The 14,381-nt window shown below is 58.6% G+C and carries 10 protein-coding genes, 1 tRNA gene and 2 rRNA genes; 6 read left to right on the top strand and 7 right to left on the bottom strand.

What is annotated here, in order from left to right:
- Nucleotide 1: 1 nt before the first annotated feature.
- The 5 genes from ACYQ14_RS01750 to trmB form a co-directional block, all read right to left on the bottom strand.
- Nucleotides 2-1,084 (bottom strand): carbohydrate ABC transporter permease, encoded by a 1,083-nt coding sequence (locus ACYQ14_RS01750; RefSeq protein WP_459884206.1) that lies wholly within the window; start codon nt 1,082-1,084, stop codon nt 2-4.
- A complete protein-coding gene (locus tag ACYQ14_RS01745) occupies nt 1,084-2,127 on the bottom strand; it encodes a carbohydrate ABC transporter permease (protein WP_459884204.1) in 1,044 nt (347 codons plus the stop codon). Before ACYQ14_RS01745 ends, ACYQ14_RS01750 begins: the two co-directional genes overlap by 1 nt.
- The gene (locus tag ACYQ14_RS01740) at nt 2,117-3,592 is read right to left on the bottom strand and encodes an extracellular solute-binding protein (RefSeq protein ID WP_459884202.1); all 1,476 of its coding nucleotides are present in this window, start codon (nt 3,590-3,592) and stop codon (nt 2,117-2,119) included. Before ACYQ14_RS01740 ends, ACYQ14_RS01745 begins: the two co-directional genes overlap by 11 nt.
- 108 nt (nt 3,593-3,700) lie before the next feature.
- Nucleotides 3,701-3,823, bottom strand: a complete 123-nt coding sequence (locus ACYQ14_RS01735) for a hypothetical protein (RefSeq protein ID WP_459884200.1) — start codon at nt 3,821-3,823, stop codon at nt 3,701-3,703.
- A gap of 87 nt (nt 3,824-3,910) precedes the next feature.
- Nucleotides 3,911-4,972, bottom strand: a complete 1,062-nt coding sequence (gene trmB, locus ACYQ14_RS01730; protein ID WP_283837292.1) for an HTH-type sugar sensing transcriptional regulator TrmB — start codon at nt 4,970-4,972, stop codon at nt 3,911-3,913.
- Between the two features lie 126 nt (nt 4,973-5,098).
- On the opposite strand from trmB, the gene ACYQ14_RS01725 reads away from it, so the two are divergent.
- Together ACYQ14_RS01725 and ACYQ14_RS01720 are read left to right on the top strand one after the other, a co-directional pair.
- Nucleotides 5,099-6,106 (top strand): mechanosensitive ion channel family protein, encoded by a 1,008-nt coding sequence (locus ACYQ14_RS01725; RefSeq protein WP_459884198.1) that lies wholly within the window; start codon nt 5,099-5,101, stop codon nt 6,104-6,106.
- Nucleotides 6,107-6,161: 55 nt separating this feature from the next.
- The gene (locus tag ACYQ14_RS01720; RefSeq protein ID WP_459884196.1) at nt 6,162-6,620 is read left to right on the top strand and encodes a universal stress protein; all 459 of its coding nucleotides are present in this window, start codon (nt 6,162-6,164) and stop codon (nt 6,618-6,620) included.
- 20 nt (nt 6,621-6,640) lie between these two features.
- Here ACYQ14_RS01720 and ACYQ14_RS01715 read toward each other — a convergent pair whose 3' ends face one another.
- Together ACYQ14_RS01715 and ACYQ14_RS01710 are read right to left on the bottom strand one after the other, a co-directional pair.
- Nucleotides 6,641-7,051 (bottom strand): universal stress protein, encoded by a 411-nt coding sequence (locus tag ACYQ14_RS01715; RefSeq protein WP_283837288.1) that lies wholly within the window; start codon nt 7,049-7,051, stop codon nt 6,641-6,643.
- Nucleotides 7,052-7,085: 34 nt separating this feature from the next.
- Nucleotides 7,086-8,447, bottom strand: coding sequence for a bifunctional metallophosphatase/5'-nucleotidase (locus ACYQ14_RS01710; protein ID WP_459884192.1), 1,362 nt, complete (start codon nt 8,445-8,447; stop codon nt 7,086-7,088).
- Nucleotides 8,448-8,582: 135 nt separating this feature from the next.
- Here ACYQ14_RS01710 and ACYQ14_RS01705 point away from each other — a divergent pair, with 135 nt between their 5' ends.
- The 4 genes from ACYQ14_RS01705 to ACYQ14_RS01690 all read left to right on the top strand — a co-directional run bounded on the left by ACYQ14_RS01705 (nt 8,583) and on the right by ACYQ14_RS01690 (nt 14,325).
- Entirely contained in the window at nt 8,583-8,819 is a 237-nt protein-coding gene (locus ACYQ14_RS01705; protein ID WP_283837286.1) for a DUF5816 domain-containing protein, read from the top strand.
- A gap of 674 nt (nt 8,820-9,493) precedes the next feature.
- Nucleotides 9,494-10,967, top strand: a 16S ribosomal RNA gene (locus ACYQ14_RS01700).
- A gap of 156 nt (nt 10,968-11,123) precedes the next feature.
- Nucleotides 11,124-11,195: transfer RNA gene (locus tag ACYQ14_RS01695), tRNA-Ala, on the top strand.
- Nucleotides 11,196-11,403: 208 nt separating this feature from the next.
- Nucleotides 11,404-14,325 (top strand): 23S ribosomal RNA (locus tag ACYQ14_RS01690).
- Together the 16S and 23S rRNA genes with 1 tRNA gene alongside form the textbook arrangement of a ribosomal RNA operon.
- Nucleotides 14,326-14,381 lie beyond the last annotated feature (56 nt).

The raw sequence follows: 14,381 nt of genomic DNA, 5'->3' as shown, positions 1-14,381 counted from the left end.
ATTATTCCTTGAGTGCGCCCGCGGTGAGTCCGCTGACGATCTTTTCCTGGGCCACGATTACGAGGATCGCGACGGGGATGACCCCGATGATGCTCGCGGCGGCCATGAGGTGGTACATCACTTCGTACTGTCCCTGGTAACCGAGGATCCCCTCGAGAATCGGGGCCCAGTTCTCGGGCTGGCCGTCTGTCATCAGAAACGAGAAGAAGAACTCGTTGTAGACGGCGATGAAGGTCAACACGCCCGCCGTGGCGACGCCGGGTGCCGACAGCGGGATGATGACCCGGAAGAGCGCTCCCAGCCGCGTGGTACCCTCGACACGGGCGGCGTCCTCGAGCCCCTCGGGGATCTGCGAGTAGAACGTCGTCAGGATGAAGATCGCCAGCGGCATGAAGATCGCCGACAGCGGCATTACCATCGCCCCGGGCGTGTTGTACAGCGTTCCATCGCCGGTGATCGGCTCGAGGATTCCGACGGGCGTGTTGAACAGGTCGTTCAACGGGATGAAAAACGCCGCCGGCGGGAAAAAGGAAATCACTAACACGAGCAACAATAGGGGAACTTTTCCCGGGAACTCGAGTCGGCCGAAGGCGTAGCCCGCGAGGCTCGCGATGACGAGGACGATGATGGTCGACGCCGTCGCGATCACGAAGCTGTTGAACATGTACCAGTGGAACGGAATCACTTCGAAGACCTCGACGAACGCCCCGGGATTGAATCCGTTCGGCGTCAGGATGATATCCTGTTGTTGCCCTTCGGGGGTCAGCGCCACCATCAGGAGCCAGTAGAACGGAAAGAGCGTCGTCAACAGGAAGAAGATCGTCGCGACGTAGAACATCGACCGGTACACCCGGGCCGGATTCGAGATCGAGTCGGCCACCCACTGCTGGAAGAACCCTCGCCGGAGCTCCGCGTCGTCGGTTTCGCCGACGGTCGTTCCGCCGTCGGCCGCTCGAGTTGCCGGGAGTTCGGCCCCGGCTTCGGTCCCTCTCTCGAGGGTAGTGTCCCGATTAACGGCTTCATCACCGGTTCGTTCCGTAGCCGATCCGCCGTCGTCTTCGGAGTGGTTTCGATCACCGGTCATTAGTAGACACCCCCCTCGGTATCCCGGAAGAAAAAGACGTACGCCGAGATGATCAGGCCGATCACGAGCGCCGTCGCGAACGCAACGGCGGCGGCCGTCGCGTAGATGCGAGTCCCGCCGAACATCGCTTCGACGACAAGACACGTCAACGACGGAACGGTCGTACAACCAGCGGTCGATTCGATGAGTCCGTACACCCGCATGGCGTCCATCGTTCGGAACAACATCGCGACCAGCAAGGCGGGCAACACCAGCGGGAGCGTGATCAGTTTGAACCGTTGCCACGGTGACGCTCCGGCAACCTGGGCGACGTTATACAGGCTCCGATCGATGCTCTGGAGCCCGGCGAGAATTAGCAACGCCATGAACGCAGAGGATTTCCAGATATCCGCGATGAGGATGATGATAAACGAGTCCTGACTATCCGCGAGCGGGTCGGGCCCGAAGATTCCGAGCCACTGCATGAGGTCGCTGCCGAAGCCGACCGTGGGTTGAAAGAGCAGGAAGAAGATCATCCCCTGGATAACGATCGGAACGGCCCACGGGAGGATGATCGCGACGCGAACCCACCGCCGTCCACGAAAGTCTTGATCCAGTACGTACGCCTGCCCGAAGCCGATGATCGTCTCGAGGAAGACGCTGACAACGGCGAAGGCGAGCGTGACGAACAGCGCCTGTTGCAAAAACGGAACGCCGAGGTCGATAAACGGGAACGAGGTCGAGACCGATACGTCGAGAAACTGGCGAGCGAGTCGCGCGTTTCCGGTGAGGATGTCGGCGTAGTTGTCGATCCCGACGAACCCGCCTAACGGCTCCGCACCCCTCGTTTGGTCCTCGCGCAGGGACATTACGAACGTCATCAACAGCGGATAGAAGGCGATAAACGCCAAGAGCGCGAACGCCGGAAGCAAAAGCAGGTAGGCGTACGCCGCCTCGCTCAGCCCCTCCATCCAGTTGGTGATCACGTTACCGGTCCGGTCCTGTTCTGACTCGCCGTCTCCGCCGACCAGCAACTCTCGGTTGGAATCGGTGTCAGTCGCCATTCTGTTCCTCCACGCCTGCTTCGCTCGCCTCGAGTCGGTCCATGAGATCTGACATCGCACCCTCCGGCGACTTTGCACCACGATAGGCGGCGTTTACCTCCTGGAATATCAGCGCGGATTGCTCGGGCCAGATATCGGTAACGGGTCGTGGAACGGCGTTCTCCCCGGCGATTTGTATCTGGTCGGTGTATCGTGCGACGGGGCCGATTTCGTCCGGATCCGCCTCCTCGATCAGCTCGAGAATCGGCGGGAGAAAGCCCTGGAGTTCGAAGATGGTGAGCATCACTTCCTCCTGAGTGAACGCCTCCAGAACCTGCGCCGCCTCGTCGACTCGATCGGTGTTGGGATTGAGAGTGAGGTGCCAGCCGCCGAGTCCGGCGGCCGTTCCGCCGACACCCTCGAACTCCGACTCGTCTTCGCTGACCGCGTACGGCATCGGCATCACACCGAGGTCTTCGCCGAAAGCGTCCTCTGCGCCGGTCTGTGCGATCGCGAAGGGCCAGTTGCGGTGGGCGACCGCGTTCCCGTTCGCGAACGGGCTCAGCGATTCTTCTTCGGACCATTGAACGATAGCCGAGGGACAGATCTGCTGATACCCCTCGAGCGCGTGCTCGTCGTCTGGCCCGTGGATGAACGTCCGCATCATCCGAATCGCGTCGAGAACCGGTTCCGAGTCGACGGTAATCGGGCGATCACCCGCGACGAACAGGTTCTCGGTCCCGCCGAAGTATCCGCCGCCCCAGGTGGACATCACCTCGGTGAACGTACAGCAAGCGAGACCCTCGTAGGCCGCCGCCTGCGTCGTGAACCCGAAATCGACGCCACTCTCCTCGAGCGCATCGCCCGTCACCTCGGAGAACTCCTGCCAGGTCGGCGGCTCGGTCCCCCACCCGTCCGTCTCGTATCCCGCGTCTTCGATCAGGTCCTGCCGGTAGAGCACCGTACCGAAGTCCGGGAACAACGGGATTGCGTGAAGTATGTCGGTTTCCGGGTTGCGAGCCGTCTCGAGTGCCGCCTCGAGATACTCGTTTTCGACCCGCTCTATGATCTCAGGCGAGAGTTCCTCCTCGAGAGGTGTCGTTTGCTCCCGGAGAATAAACGGGATCGTCCACCCGCTGTCCATCATAAAGATGTCCGGCGGGGATCGCCCGGCCTGCAACGCGGACTGGTATGACTGCATCCGCTGTGCGGAATCGTCGACGCTCGCCTGAACCTCGACGGTAATGTCTTCGTCGAGCCCGGCATCCCAGAGCGCCTGCTGAACCGACGGCTCGTCGCCGTCAGCGTGCATAATATCCTCGAAGTCCGTATCGCCGGACATCACGACCGTACCTTCTTGGCGCGCCCGACCCAGACAGCCGGCGACGGCGACGCCAGTCGTCGCCGCCGACACCGACGCCGCTTTGACGAATGTCCGCCGGGAAACCCTTCGCCGGGAACGTTCGTCGCTTGCCTTCGGGGCCATCTCTTCCAACTAGAGTGCACTCCCCAATATAATTCTTCGCTAGAATCGTTGTAATAAAAACTGAATCTCTCGATTCTGTACGCGTCTAAGACGAGCTTACAAGTCGACTCAGCCGTCGTTCATTGACGATCCGTTCTCGTCACCGATCACTTTCTCGAGTGACTGAGCCAAACAGACGAGTTGCGTCGTCTCCTTCTCATCAATATCGAGTTTCGCCAGTAAAACACTCATTGAGCGCGGATGCGAGTCCATACTCAGTTGGGATGTACAGAGCGTGAATGCTCAGTTGGGATGTACAGAGCGTGGATGTCCGATGATCTATTCGTCGAGCGCCGGTGGCTTGTGTCGGCCGATCCGGATCTCGTGCGCCTCGATATCCTCGAGTGCTGCCACGCGACCGCCGACGGTCAGGTCGCCGTCGTTCGTCTCGAGGGTTAGCGAGGCGACCTCTTCGGAAACTTCGAAGGAAACGTCGGTGACGAGTCCCTGCACGACGCGCGAACCGCCAACGGCGACGTCCCGTCCTTCGATTGTCGCGTAGAACTCTCCGCCTTCGTCGATCACGTCTTTCACACAGCGCCGAATCGACGCGTATCGGCGAGGATAGGGTCGCCCCTTTCCGTTTTCGCCCAGCGTCCGTTCAGCGGTGGTCCAGAGCACAGTTCCGAAAAAGCCCGAGACGAGAAAGCCCAGTGCGGACCGGTTGAAAATGACTCCATACCGATCCTGGTCGTCGCGGAGGGCATCCTGCGTTGCGTAGATCGAATAGTTTCCGTCCGCGACGGCGACGACTGGCGTCGTGATTCCTCTTCGGGCACGCGCGGTCGTCGCAACTTCCAGGTAATCGAACTCGTCGGGTTCGGGCGCCTCTGAGGCGGGAGTGACGATCAGATCGACACTCACGTCGTCGTCGACGGCCGCCTTCAGTTCGTCCTCGAAACGAGTCAACAGATCGGGAGTCAGCGAGAGTGCAAGCTCGTACTCGGCCGCATCGATTACCTCCTCGAGGTAGCGTAGAATTGTCGACCGAGACTTGACGAGCGAGACGGCCTCCGTATCTCGAGCGGGTGCCGTATACCGGGATTCGAGTTCGTCGATCATCTGCTCGAGGGAGCTCTGGACGTTCTCGAAGGCCTCCTCGGGATCGATGGCGACGACTTTCATCGGGCGAGATTCTCGCAACTCGACCAGCCCACGGTCGCTGAGACTTCGGACGGTGTCGTACACTCGCGGCTGGGGAATATCGGTCCGATCCGCGATTTCACTCGCCGTGAGCTGGCCCTGCTCTAGGACCGTCAGATAGGCATCGATTTCGTATTCGCCGAGGTTGAATCGGTCCCCGACGCGCTCGACGGTCGAGCGAAGCTCGTCCTGTGACATGTGACACCGTATGCTCTCGAAGGATAAATGATTTATTATGGATTGAGTAACACTCGTTTTCGAAATTCGGTTGTCATCGGCGAGTCCGTCAGAACGCTTAACCACCGGCAACAAGAGTGTGTTTTTATGCGCGAAGACTGGCTGAGGGCCGGTGAGCTCGCTGTGGCCGAAGAATCCTACGGTCTCCTTTCGGACTGGGATTCAGAACGGCTCGTCGACGCCGGCTTCGAGATCCTCCTCGCGTGTCTCGTCCTCGTCGCCGGTTGGTATCTCTCGAAGCTCGTCGTGAGACTCACCGGACGGACCGTCGCCAGACAAATCGAACGGCCGAGCGTCACCCGGACGATTCTCAGGGGCGTGCGCGTCAGCGTTCTCCTGTTCACGTTCGCAGTCGTGGCGAGCATCTTCGGCGTCGGTGGCGGCGAGATTTTCTTTTCGGTCGCCGTCATCTCCGCAATCGTCGGTGTCGTCCTCGCACCGCTGATCAGCAGCTTCATCAATGGTATCTTCATCCTCTCGGACCGCCCCTTCGAGATCGGTGACATGATCGAAGTCACCGACGAAGGCCACAAAGGCTTCGTGGAGGACATCACCATCAGATACACGAAGATATTCACGCTCGATAATACCTTTCTCGTGATACCAAACTCCGAGATTCACCGCCGGGACGTCGTCAACTATTCGGCAGAAGACGAGCGAACGCGAGTCTCCGTCGCGTTCGACGTCACCTACGAAAGCGACCTCGAAGCCGCTCGACGCCATGCTCAACGGGCGGCTCGAAGCGTCGATACCGTCATTTCGGGCGGCCCTGACATTCGAATCGGGAGCGCACGGTACGGTGCGGCGCCCATCTGCGATATTATCGAGTACGGCGATCACGGCGTGAACTTACAGGTCCGGTTCTGGATCGAACATCCCTACAAGCAGACGGTCGCCCGCTCGGACGTCCAGGCCGAGATCCGACGCCGGTTCGCGAAAAACGACGTTGAGTTCGCCTACCCGCACACCCATCACATCTTCGACGAGACGAGCGGCGTCGCCCGAACGACCATCGAGGACCAGCACGTGCAGGAACGAGCGCCGCGAACGGAGTTTCAGACCAGCGACGGCAACCCCGATGCGCCCGGATCGTAACCCCCCTGAGGTCATTTTATGGGGACAGCGTTCCAATCCCACGGTAGATCGACAGATGTACGACGACATTCTCGTTCCGACGGACGCCAGCGACACCGTTCCGGAAACGCTCTCGCACGCCGTTTCGATCGCAGTAGACAACGACGCAACGGTTCACGGACTCTACGTCGTCGACAGTCGAATTACGACTGCGGCCGCCGACGAGACGAAGGCGGATCTCGAGGAGTCACTCGAGTCCGAGGGAATGCGCGCCGTCGACGCGGTCGAAGCTACGGCGCGCGAGCGGGACCTCGACGCGGTCGGATCCGTCCGACGCGGAACTCCCTCGAAGGCGATCCTCGAGTACGCGAACGAGCAGGGGATCGACCTCATCGTGATTGGAACCCGTGGAAAAAGTCCTCGGGAGAAAGTGACTTCGTTAGGGAGCGTCTCGGAGCGGGTCGTCGATAACGCGTCGACTCCCGTTCTCGTCGTTCGTAACGCAGGATCCGTCGATCGCGAATCGGGCCAGTGACACCGCCGAGTCTCCGTCGCTCAACTCAGTGATTTGTCCACGGTGATCACCTCGCAATCGAGGTGCGAACGCAGGTAATGATCGATATTCGGGTTATCCGTAAACCGCCTGAATATCCGCCGCAACCGACTCACCTGTTTGGTTCCGATGACCGCGACATCCGCTTCTTCCGCTGCAATTTCCTCGAGAATGCTTTCCTCAACCAAGAACCCGGTGCGAACGATGTACCGAACGTTCTTGAGTTGCCCGAAGTGCTCTTCGACGGCGTCTTTTAGTTCGGTTCGAGTTACGCTCTTTCCGTTCTGATACAGGTTGACGTGCAAGACAGTCAACGCTCCTTCGCGCTCGCGCGCGACATTGATAGCCTGCTCGAGCGTTCGCTTAGAGTGTGTTGTTAGTGGGTACCGAACGGGGACCACGACCAGCGTCATCATCCACTCGAACACTCCCCGCGCTGGTAAACGTTTAGTATCGCGGTCGGACCCGGTCGTCGACTGACGGATCGATTCCACATTCGCGTGCGTACTCGAGTAATACTTCGTACTGAGTGGATTCGGTCGTTTCCGTTCGATCAGCGGCCCCAAGCGCCGGGAACTCGTCGTCCGTATGAAAGAGGTAGTTCGATGTTGCTAGTTCGTACATTGCGTCGCTATCGAACGGTTCACCATTTACCCGCTGAATCGTCACCTCGTGGTTCTCTCGTTCCCACTCGAGCGAGATCCCGCTTACGTGTGCGTGCCACCAGCCGGGTTCAGCAAATCCGAGGTCGAGGCCCGCTGCGTCGTCGAACACCGCAGCTAGTTGCTCTCCGGTGAGTTCTGCGATTGCGATCGGTTCGTCGAACGGAATCAGGCTAATGAGGTCCGACGCAGTTACCTCGCCCTCGAGCGAGGCTCCAGAGCGGATTCCGCCGCTGTTTTGGACGGCGACGTCGGCACCCGTCTCCCACCGATAGGCATCGGCAACGAAGTTCCCGACACGACTTTCGCCACCGAACAGCGTCGATTCGGTCCGTTCGATCGGGTCATCGACCGTCGCGACGACGTCGTTCAGTCCCGCCGAGACCTCGAGTTCTCGAAACGCCTCGACGACGTCTGGTGCGGGCTCGTACCCGTCCGTCCGGACGATCTTCGAATCCGGCTCGCTCTCGATCGTTACATCGACGATTGCGCTTCCACCGTCGCCGGGTCGAGTTAACAGCGTTCCCTCGATCCGCTCGAGTCGCGTGCTCGGAACGTGGCCGCCCAGAATAACGTCGGCGTCGACCGCACGCGCGAGGTCGCCGTCGGCCCCGCCGAGGTGCGAACAGATCACGACGATCTCGGCACCCGCAGCGCGGAGCTCGGCTACAGCCTCATCCGCGGCATCGATCGGATCGCGAAACCCCACTCCCGTCGCCATTGGGTTCAACGACCCGGTTTGTTGGGTCGTGACACCGGTGATTCCGATGGTCGTTCCGTTCCGCTCTACCGTCGTCCACGGTTTGACTCCTTCCTCCGCGCCGAACGTGTCGCCGTTCCGGATCACGTTCGCGCTCACCCACTGCTGTGGCGAATTCCGAACGATCTCGAGAGTCGCCTCGTAGCCGTAGTCGAAGTCGTGATTGCCGAAGGTTTCGATGTCCGGTTCGACCGCATCGTAAAACTCGAGCACCTGTCGGCCCTCGGTCATCAGCGGCAAGACGCCGGGAGACGTGTTATCTCCCGTTCCGATGACCAGTGTTCCGTCGTCGGAACGCGTTCTGATTGCTCGTGCGAGCCGCCCGATCTGTTCAGGGTAATCACAGGCGTTTTCGATGTCGGAGTACTGTACCAGGTGGAGAGACATTCGCCGGAAATTACGTCACCGGTAGCTTGATTCCGTCGGTCTCTCCTGCAGGATTATCCAACGCGCACACGGACACACGCGAGGAGAATTTGTGGGAAAGACACGCATTTATTTCGAGCCCACCAACGGTGCGTTATGCAAACGAAATCCACGGACGACGGGACGGTCTACATCTCCGAGTCCGAGGGCGATACGGGTTCTAAAGCGCCGTTTCTCGTCGCCTACGAGTCTCGAGACTGCAACCAGCGATACGGTTGGTTCTGTGCGAACTGTGAGAGCATCGACAACGCGATGGACTCGATGGGCCGGATCAAGTGCAACCAGTGTGGAAATTTCCGGAAGCCGACCGAGTGGGACGCGGCTCACGAGTAACTGCTCACACTATGGCGTGCCCATTGGAAGGGGGTCGCATGGTACCGGTTTTCGGAGGACGATTCGTTCGACGGCCTTATGTAGGGACCGTCTCCTCGTTATGAATGTAAACGACGTGACGCAGGATGTCACGTCCCCTCTGGCCGGATTCCGGCACGGAGGGCAGTTCGTCTCCGACTCTCACACTGGGTCCGATGCAACGACCTTAAGTAGTGGAGTCGGATTGGATATGAACGTGACCGCGACCGGGGTCGACCCGGTCGCCTCGAGACGACGCCCTTATATGGTGTCGTCGTCTACGATTGGTTACGTGAAATCCGGCGCCGGTGATCGATTCCGGCGACGATTCAGATCCGACGGCCTTATAAGGATAGGGCAGTTCGGATATGAACGCAACGAACACGTGATCGACGGGCCGTTCAACTCGGCTCGTCATCTCGGACGGTCATACTCCGAAGGGGTTTTGTACCCTCGAAGACGTATGATAGAGTCCGAAGGAAATGAGGATCCTACCCCTGCGGTCCGCCGTTAAGATGGGATCTGATGTTAGCCTTGACAGTTCGGTGACGCTCGATCGGTCGACGATCTGGTCGCCGAACTGTGGACCACGCAATGTGTGAGTGTGTATTTATACCATTCACCGCCAAACCCCCCTGCATCGCAGGGGATTTAGCATTCCGGTTGATCCTGCCGGAGGTCATTGCTATTGGAGTCCGATTTAGCCATGCTAGTTGTACGAGTTCAGACTCGTAGCAGATAGCTCAGTAACACGTGGCCAAACTACCCTATCGAGCACGATACTCTCGGGAAACTGAGGTTAATAGTGCATACGGCTCGCTCCCTGGAGTGGCGCGAGCTAGAAATGCTCAGGCGCGATAGGATGTGGCTGCGGCCGATTAGGTAGACGGTGGGGTAACGGCCCACCGTGCCAATAATCGGTACGGGTTGTGAGAGCAAGAGCCCGGAGACGGTATCTGAGACAAGATACCGGGCCCTACGGGGCGCAGCAGGCGCGAAACCTTTACACTGCACGAGAGTGCGATAAGGGGACTCCAAGTGCGAGGGCATATAGTCCTCGCTTTTTCCGACCGTAGGATGGTCGGCGAATAAGTGCTGGGCAAGACCGGTGCCAGCCGCCGCGGTAATACCGGCAGCACAAGTGATGACCGCTATTATTGGGCCTAAAGCGTCCGTAGCTGGCCACGCAAGTCCATCGGGAAATCTCCCCGCTCAACGGGGAGGCGTCCGGTGGAAACTGCATGGCTTGGGACCGGAAGATCCAGAGGGTACGTCTGGGGTAGGAGTGAAATCCTGTAATCCGAGACGGACCACCGGTGGCGAAAGCGCTCTGGAAAGACGGATCCGACGGTGAGGGACGAAAGCTCGGGTCACGAACCGGATTAGATACCCGGGTAGTCCGAGCTGTAAACGATGTCTGCTAGGTGTGGCACAGGCTACGAGCCTGTGCTGTGCCGTAGGGAAGCCGTGAAGCAGACCGCCTGGGAAGTACGTCTGCAAGGATGAAACTTAAAGGAATTGGCGGGGGAGCACTACAACCGGAGGAGCCTGCGGTTTAATTGGACTCAACGCCGGACATCTCACCAGCATCGACAGTGTGCAGTGAAAGTCAGTGTGATGAGCTTACTGGAGCCACTGAGAGGAGGTGCATGGCCGCCGTCAGCTCGTACCGTGAGGCGTCCTGTTAAGTCAGGCAACGAGCGAGACCCGCACCCTTAATTGCCAGCAACACCCTTGAGGTGGTTGGGTACATTAAGAGGACTGCCAGTGCCAAACTGGAGGAAGGAACGGGCAACGGTAGGTCAGTATGCCCCGAATGTGCTGGGCTACACGCGGGCTACAATGGTCGAGACAGTGGGATGCTACGCCGAGAGGCGACGCTAATCTCCGAAACTCGATCGTAGTTCGGATTGCGGGCTGAAACTCGCCCGCATGAAGCTGGATTCGGTAGTAATCGCGCCTCAGAAGGGCGCGGTGAATACGTCCCTGCTCCTTGCACACACCGCCCGTCAAAGCACCCGAGTGAGGTCCGGATGAGGCCGGCGCAACGCCGATCGAATCTGGGCTTCGCAAGGGGGCTTAAGTCGTAACAAGGTAGCCGTAGGGGAATCTGCGGCTGGATCACCTCCACAGACCGGGACCGGGGCGACGCCCCGGCCCACACGCGGTTTTGCGAACTCGGTCCACACGTTCACTCGACCACCGTCAGGCCGAGCGAGCACCTTAGAACTGTCAAGGCTAACACTCCCGATTGATCCCCTGACTGCACTATGAGCAGACAGGGGTGGGCCCATAGCTCAGTGGTAGAGTGCCTCCTTTGCAAGGAGGATGCCCAGGGTTCGAATCCCTGTGGGTCCATGACTCGGGTTAAATCACAAATCGTGTCCCTTAAGTGGGAGACGGGGCGTTGATTTAATCCGAAGCAACGAACCAATGCACCACCCCGCGCAAGTGTGGGTGGGAAGGGTTAATGCAGGCCCGCTGTCTACGGGCGTGCAGATGAGACCGTGTGTACGTGTAGTCCAGGCGTCCACTGGACCCGTTCCCGGGTCACTACTGATCCGAAAGAACGTGGCTACTGTGCCAGCTGGTGGATCGCTCGGCTCAAGAGCTGAAGAAGGACGTGCCAAGCTGCGAAAAGCCTGAGGGAGCCGCACGGAGGCGAAGAACTCAGGATCTCCGAATGGGAATCCCCACCGCAATTGCTTCGCGCAATGGGGAACGTCGAGAATTGAAACATCTTAGTATCGACAGGAAAAGAAAGCAACCGCGATGTCGTTAGTAACGGCGAGTGAACCCGACACAGTCCAAACCGAAGCCCTTACGGGCAATGTGGTGTTCGGACTGACATTCAGCATCCGAAACTTGATGAGAAATCTCCTGGAACGGAGTACGAAACAGGGTGACAGTCCCGTACCGTCAAGAAGTACGATGTGCGTCAGCTCCAGAGTAGCGGGGATTGGATATTCCTCGTGAATGTTGCGGGCATTGACCGCAAAGACTCAATACTCCTTGAGACCGATAGCGAACAAGTAGCGTGAGCGAACGCTGAAAAGCACCCCAAGAAGGGAGGTGTAATAGGGCGTGAAATCAGTTGGCGATAGAACGACAGGGCACACAAGGTCCGACACACAATGAATCAGGTGCGAACCTGTAGTAAGCAGTGTCGGAAGCCGGTGTTCTGTCGTACGTTTTGAAAAACGAACCAGAGAGTGTGTCTGATTGGCGAGTCTAACCTGATCATCAGGGAAGGCATAGGGAAACCGATATGACCGCAGTGCTTTGCACCAGGGTCACCGTGTTCAAGCGCGGGGAGCCACTCGGACACGACCCGAAACCGGACGATCTACGCATGAGCAGGACGAAGCGTGCCGAAAGGCACGTGGAGGTCCGTTAGAGTTGGTGTCCTACAATACCCTCTCGTGACTTATGTGTAGGGGTGAAAGGCCCATCGAGTCCGGAAACAGCTGGTTCCAACCGAAACATGTCGAAGCATGACCTTCACCGAGGTAGTTTGTGGGGTAGAGCGACGGATTGGGAGACCGGCCTCCGAGAGGAGTTCGCCTCCCTGTCCAACTCCGAACCTACGAACGCTGTTGACGTGAGGAGTCCGGTGCGCGGGGTAAGCCTGTGTACCGTGAGGGAGACAACCCAGAGCTGGGTTAAGGTCCCCAAGTGTGGACTAAGTGCGATCGAAAGTGGTGCCGAGCCCTAGACAGCCGGGAGGTGAGCTTAGAAGCAGCTACCCTCTAAGAAAAGCGTAACAGCTTACCGGCCGAGGTTCGGCGCGCTGAAAATGATCGGGGCTCAAGTCCACCACCGAGACCGAGCGACACACCTTACAGGTGTGATTCCGTAGGTTGGCGTACTGTTCGGATGGAAGCATGGAAGAGATTTCGTGTGGACCGTTCAGTAACGAAAATTCTGGTCATAGTAGCAGCGTTAGTCGGGTGAGAACCCCGACGGCCGAACGAGTAAGGGTTCCTCAGCAATGCTGATCAGCTGAGGGTTAGCCGGTCCTAAGTCTCGCCGCAGTTCGAACGAGACAAAAGGGAAATAGGTTAATATTCCTATGCCAGTGTGAATTAGAAGTCGACGCTTTGGAGCCGCCCAGGCCGGGCATTCGCCCGGTGTAACCATCGAAATCCGTGGAAGCCGTAATGGCACGAAGCGGATGAATGGTGGGATGCCGCAAGCTGGGTCAATCTGGAGCCCGTGAAAAGACGATCACACTGTCCGTACCGAGATCCGACACAGGTACTCGTGGCGGCGAAAGCCAAGGTCTGTCGGGATCAACCGACGTTAGGGAATTCGGCAAGTTAGTCCCGTACGTTCGCAATAAGGGATGCCTGCCTCGGAGAGAGGCAGGTCGCAGTGACTCGGGCGCTCCGACTGTCTAGTAACAACATAGGTGACCGCAAATCCGCAAGGACTCGTACGGTCACTGAATCCTGCCCAGTGCGGGTATCTGAACACTCAGTACAATGAGACGAAGGACCCGTTAACGGCGGGGGTAACTATGACCCTCTTAAGGTAGCGTAGTACCTTGCCGCTTTAGTAGCGGCTTGCATGAATGGATCAACGAGAGCGCCACTGTCCCAACGTTGGGCCCGGTGAACTGTACATTCCAGTGCGGAGTCTGGAGACCCCCAAGGGGAAGCGAAGACCCTATAGAGCTTTACTGCAGGCTGTCGCTGAGACGTGGTCGCCATTGTGCAGCATAGGTAGGAGCCACTACACAGGTACCCGCGCTAGCGGGCCACCGAGGCATCATTGAAATACTACCCGATGGTGACTGCGACTCTCACTCCTGGCGGAGGACACCGGTAGCCGGGCAGTTTGACTGGGGCGGTACGCGCTTGAAAAGATATCGAGCGCGCCCCAAGGTTTCCTCACTCGGGTCGGAGACCCGAGTAAGAGTGCAAGAGCATAAGGAAGCCTGACAGTGTCGAGCACAACAATCGACGCTGACGCGAAAGCGTGGTCTAGCGAACCAATTAGCCTGCTTAATGCGGGCAATTGCTGACAGAAAAGCTACCTTAGGGATAACAGAGTCGTCACCCGCAAGAGCACATATCGACCGGGTGGCTTGCTACCTCGATGTCGGTTCCCTCCATCCTGCCCGTGCAGAAGCGGGCAAGGGTGAGGTTGTTCGCCTATTAAAGGAGGTCGTGAGCTGGGTTTAGACCGTCGTGAGACAGGTCGGCTGCTATCTATTGGGGGTGTTACGGTATCTGACGAGAACGTTCGTATAGTACGAGAGGAACTACGAATGGGTGCCACTGGTGTACCAGTTGTCCGAGAGGGCACGTGCTGGGCAGCCACGCACCACGGGGTAAGAGCTGAACGCATCTAAGCTCGAAACCCACTTGGAAAAGAGATACCATCTGAAATCACTCGTAGAAGACGAGTTCGATAGACTCGGGGTGTACGCACCAAGGCAACGAGGTGTTGAGCCCGCGAGCACTAACAGATTGAGCCACCATTCATACGCATTTGGATCATGTACGGACCCGGAAACGGGTCCAGGCGTGAACTGGACTA

Source organism: Halostagnicola bangensis (assembly GCF_054653435.1).
This window is presented reverse-complemented; position numbering and strand designations above follow the sequence as displayed.

Excerpts from the sequence above, each read along its gene's own strand:
- ACYQ14_RS01750 (WP_459884206.1), bottom strand. The coding sequence starts at position 1,084 with ATGACCGGTGATCGAAACCACTCCGAAGACGACGGCGGATCGGCTACG.
- ACYQ14_RS01745 (WP_459884204.1), bottom strand. The coding sequence starts at position 2,127 with ATGGCGACTGACACCGATTCCAACCGAGAGTTGCTGGTCGGCGGAGAC.
- ACYQ14_RS01740 (WP_459884202.1), bottom strand. The coding sequence starts at position 3,592 with ATGGCCCCGAAGGCAAGCGACGAACGTTCCCGGCGAAGGGTTTCCCGG.
- ACYQ14_RS01735 (WP_459884200.1), bottom strand. The coding sequence starts at position 3,823 with ATGAGTGTTTTACTGGCGAAACTCGATATTGATGAGAAGGAGACGACG.
- trmB (WP_283837292.1), bottom strand. The coding sequence starts at position 4,972 with ATGTCACAGGACGAGCTTCGCTCGACCGTCGAGCGCGTCGGGGACCGA.
- ACYQ14_RS01725 (WP_459884198.1), top strand. The coding sequence starts at position 5,099 with ATGCGCGAAGACTGGCTGAGGGCCGGTGAGCTCGCTGTGGCCGAAGAA.
- ACYQ14_RS01720 (WP_459884196.1), top strand. The coding sequence starts at position 6,162 with ATGTACGACGACATTCTCGTTCCGACGGACGCCAGCGACACCGTTCCG.
- ACYQ14_RS01715 (WP_283837288.1), bottom strand. The coding sequence starts at position 7,051 with ATGACGCTGGTCGTGGTCCCCGTTCGGTACCCACTAACAACACACTCT.
- ACYQ14_RS01710 (WP_459884192.1), bottom strand. The coding sequence starts at position 8,447 with ATGTCTCTCCACCTGGTACAGTACTCCGACATCGAAAACGCCTGTGAT.
- ACYQ14_RS01705 (WP_283837286.1), top strand. The coding sequence starts at position 8,583 with ATGCAAACGAAATCCACGGACGACGGGACGGTCTACATCTCCGAGTCC.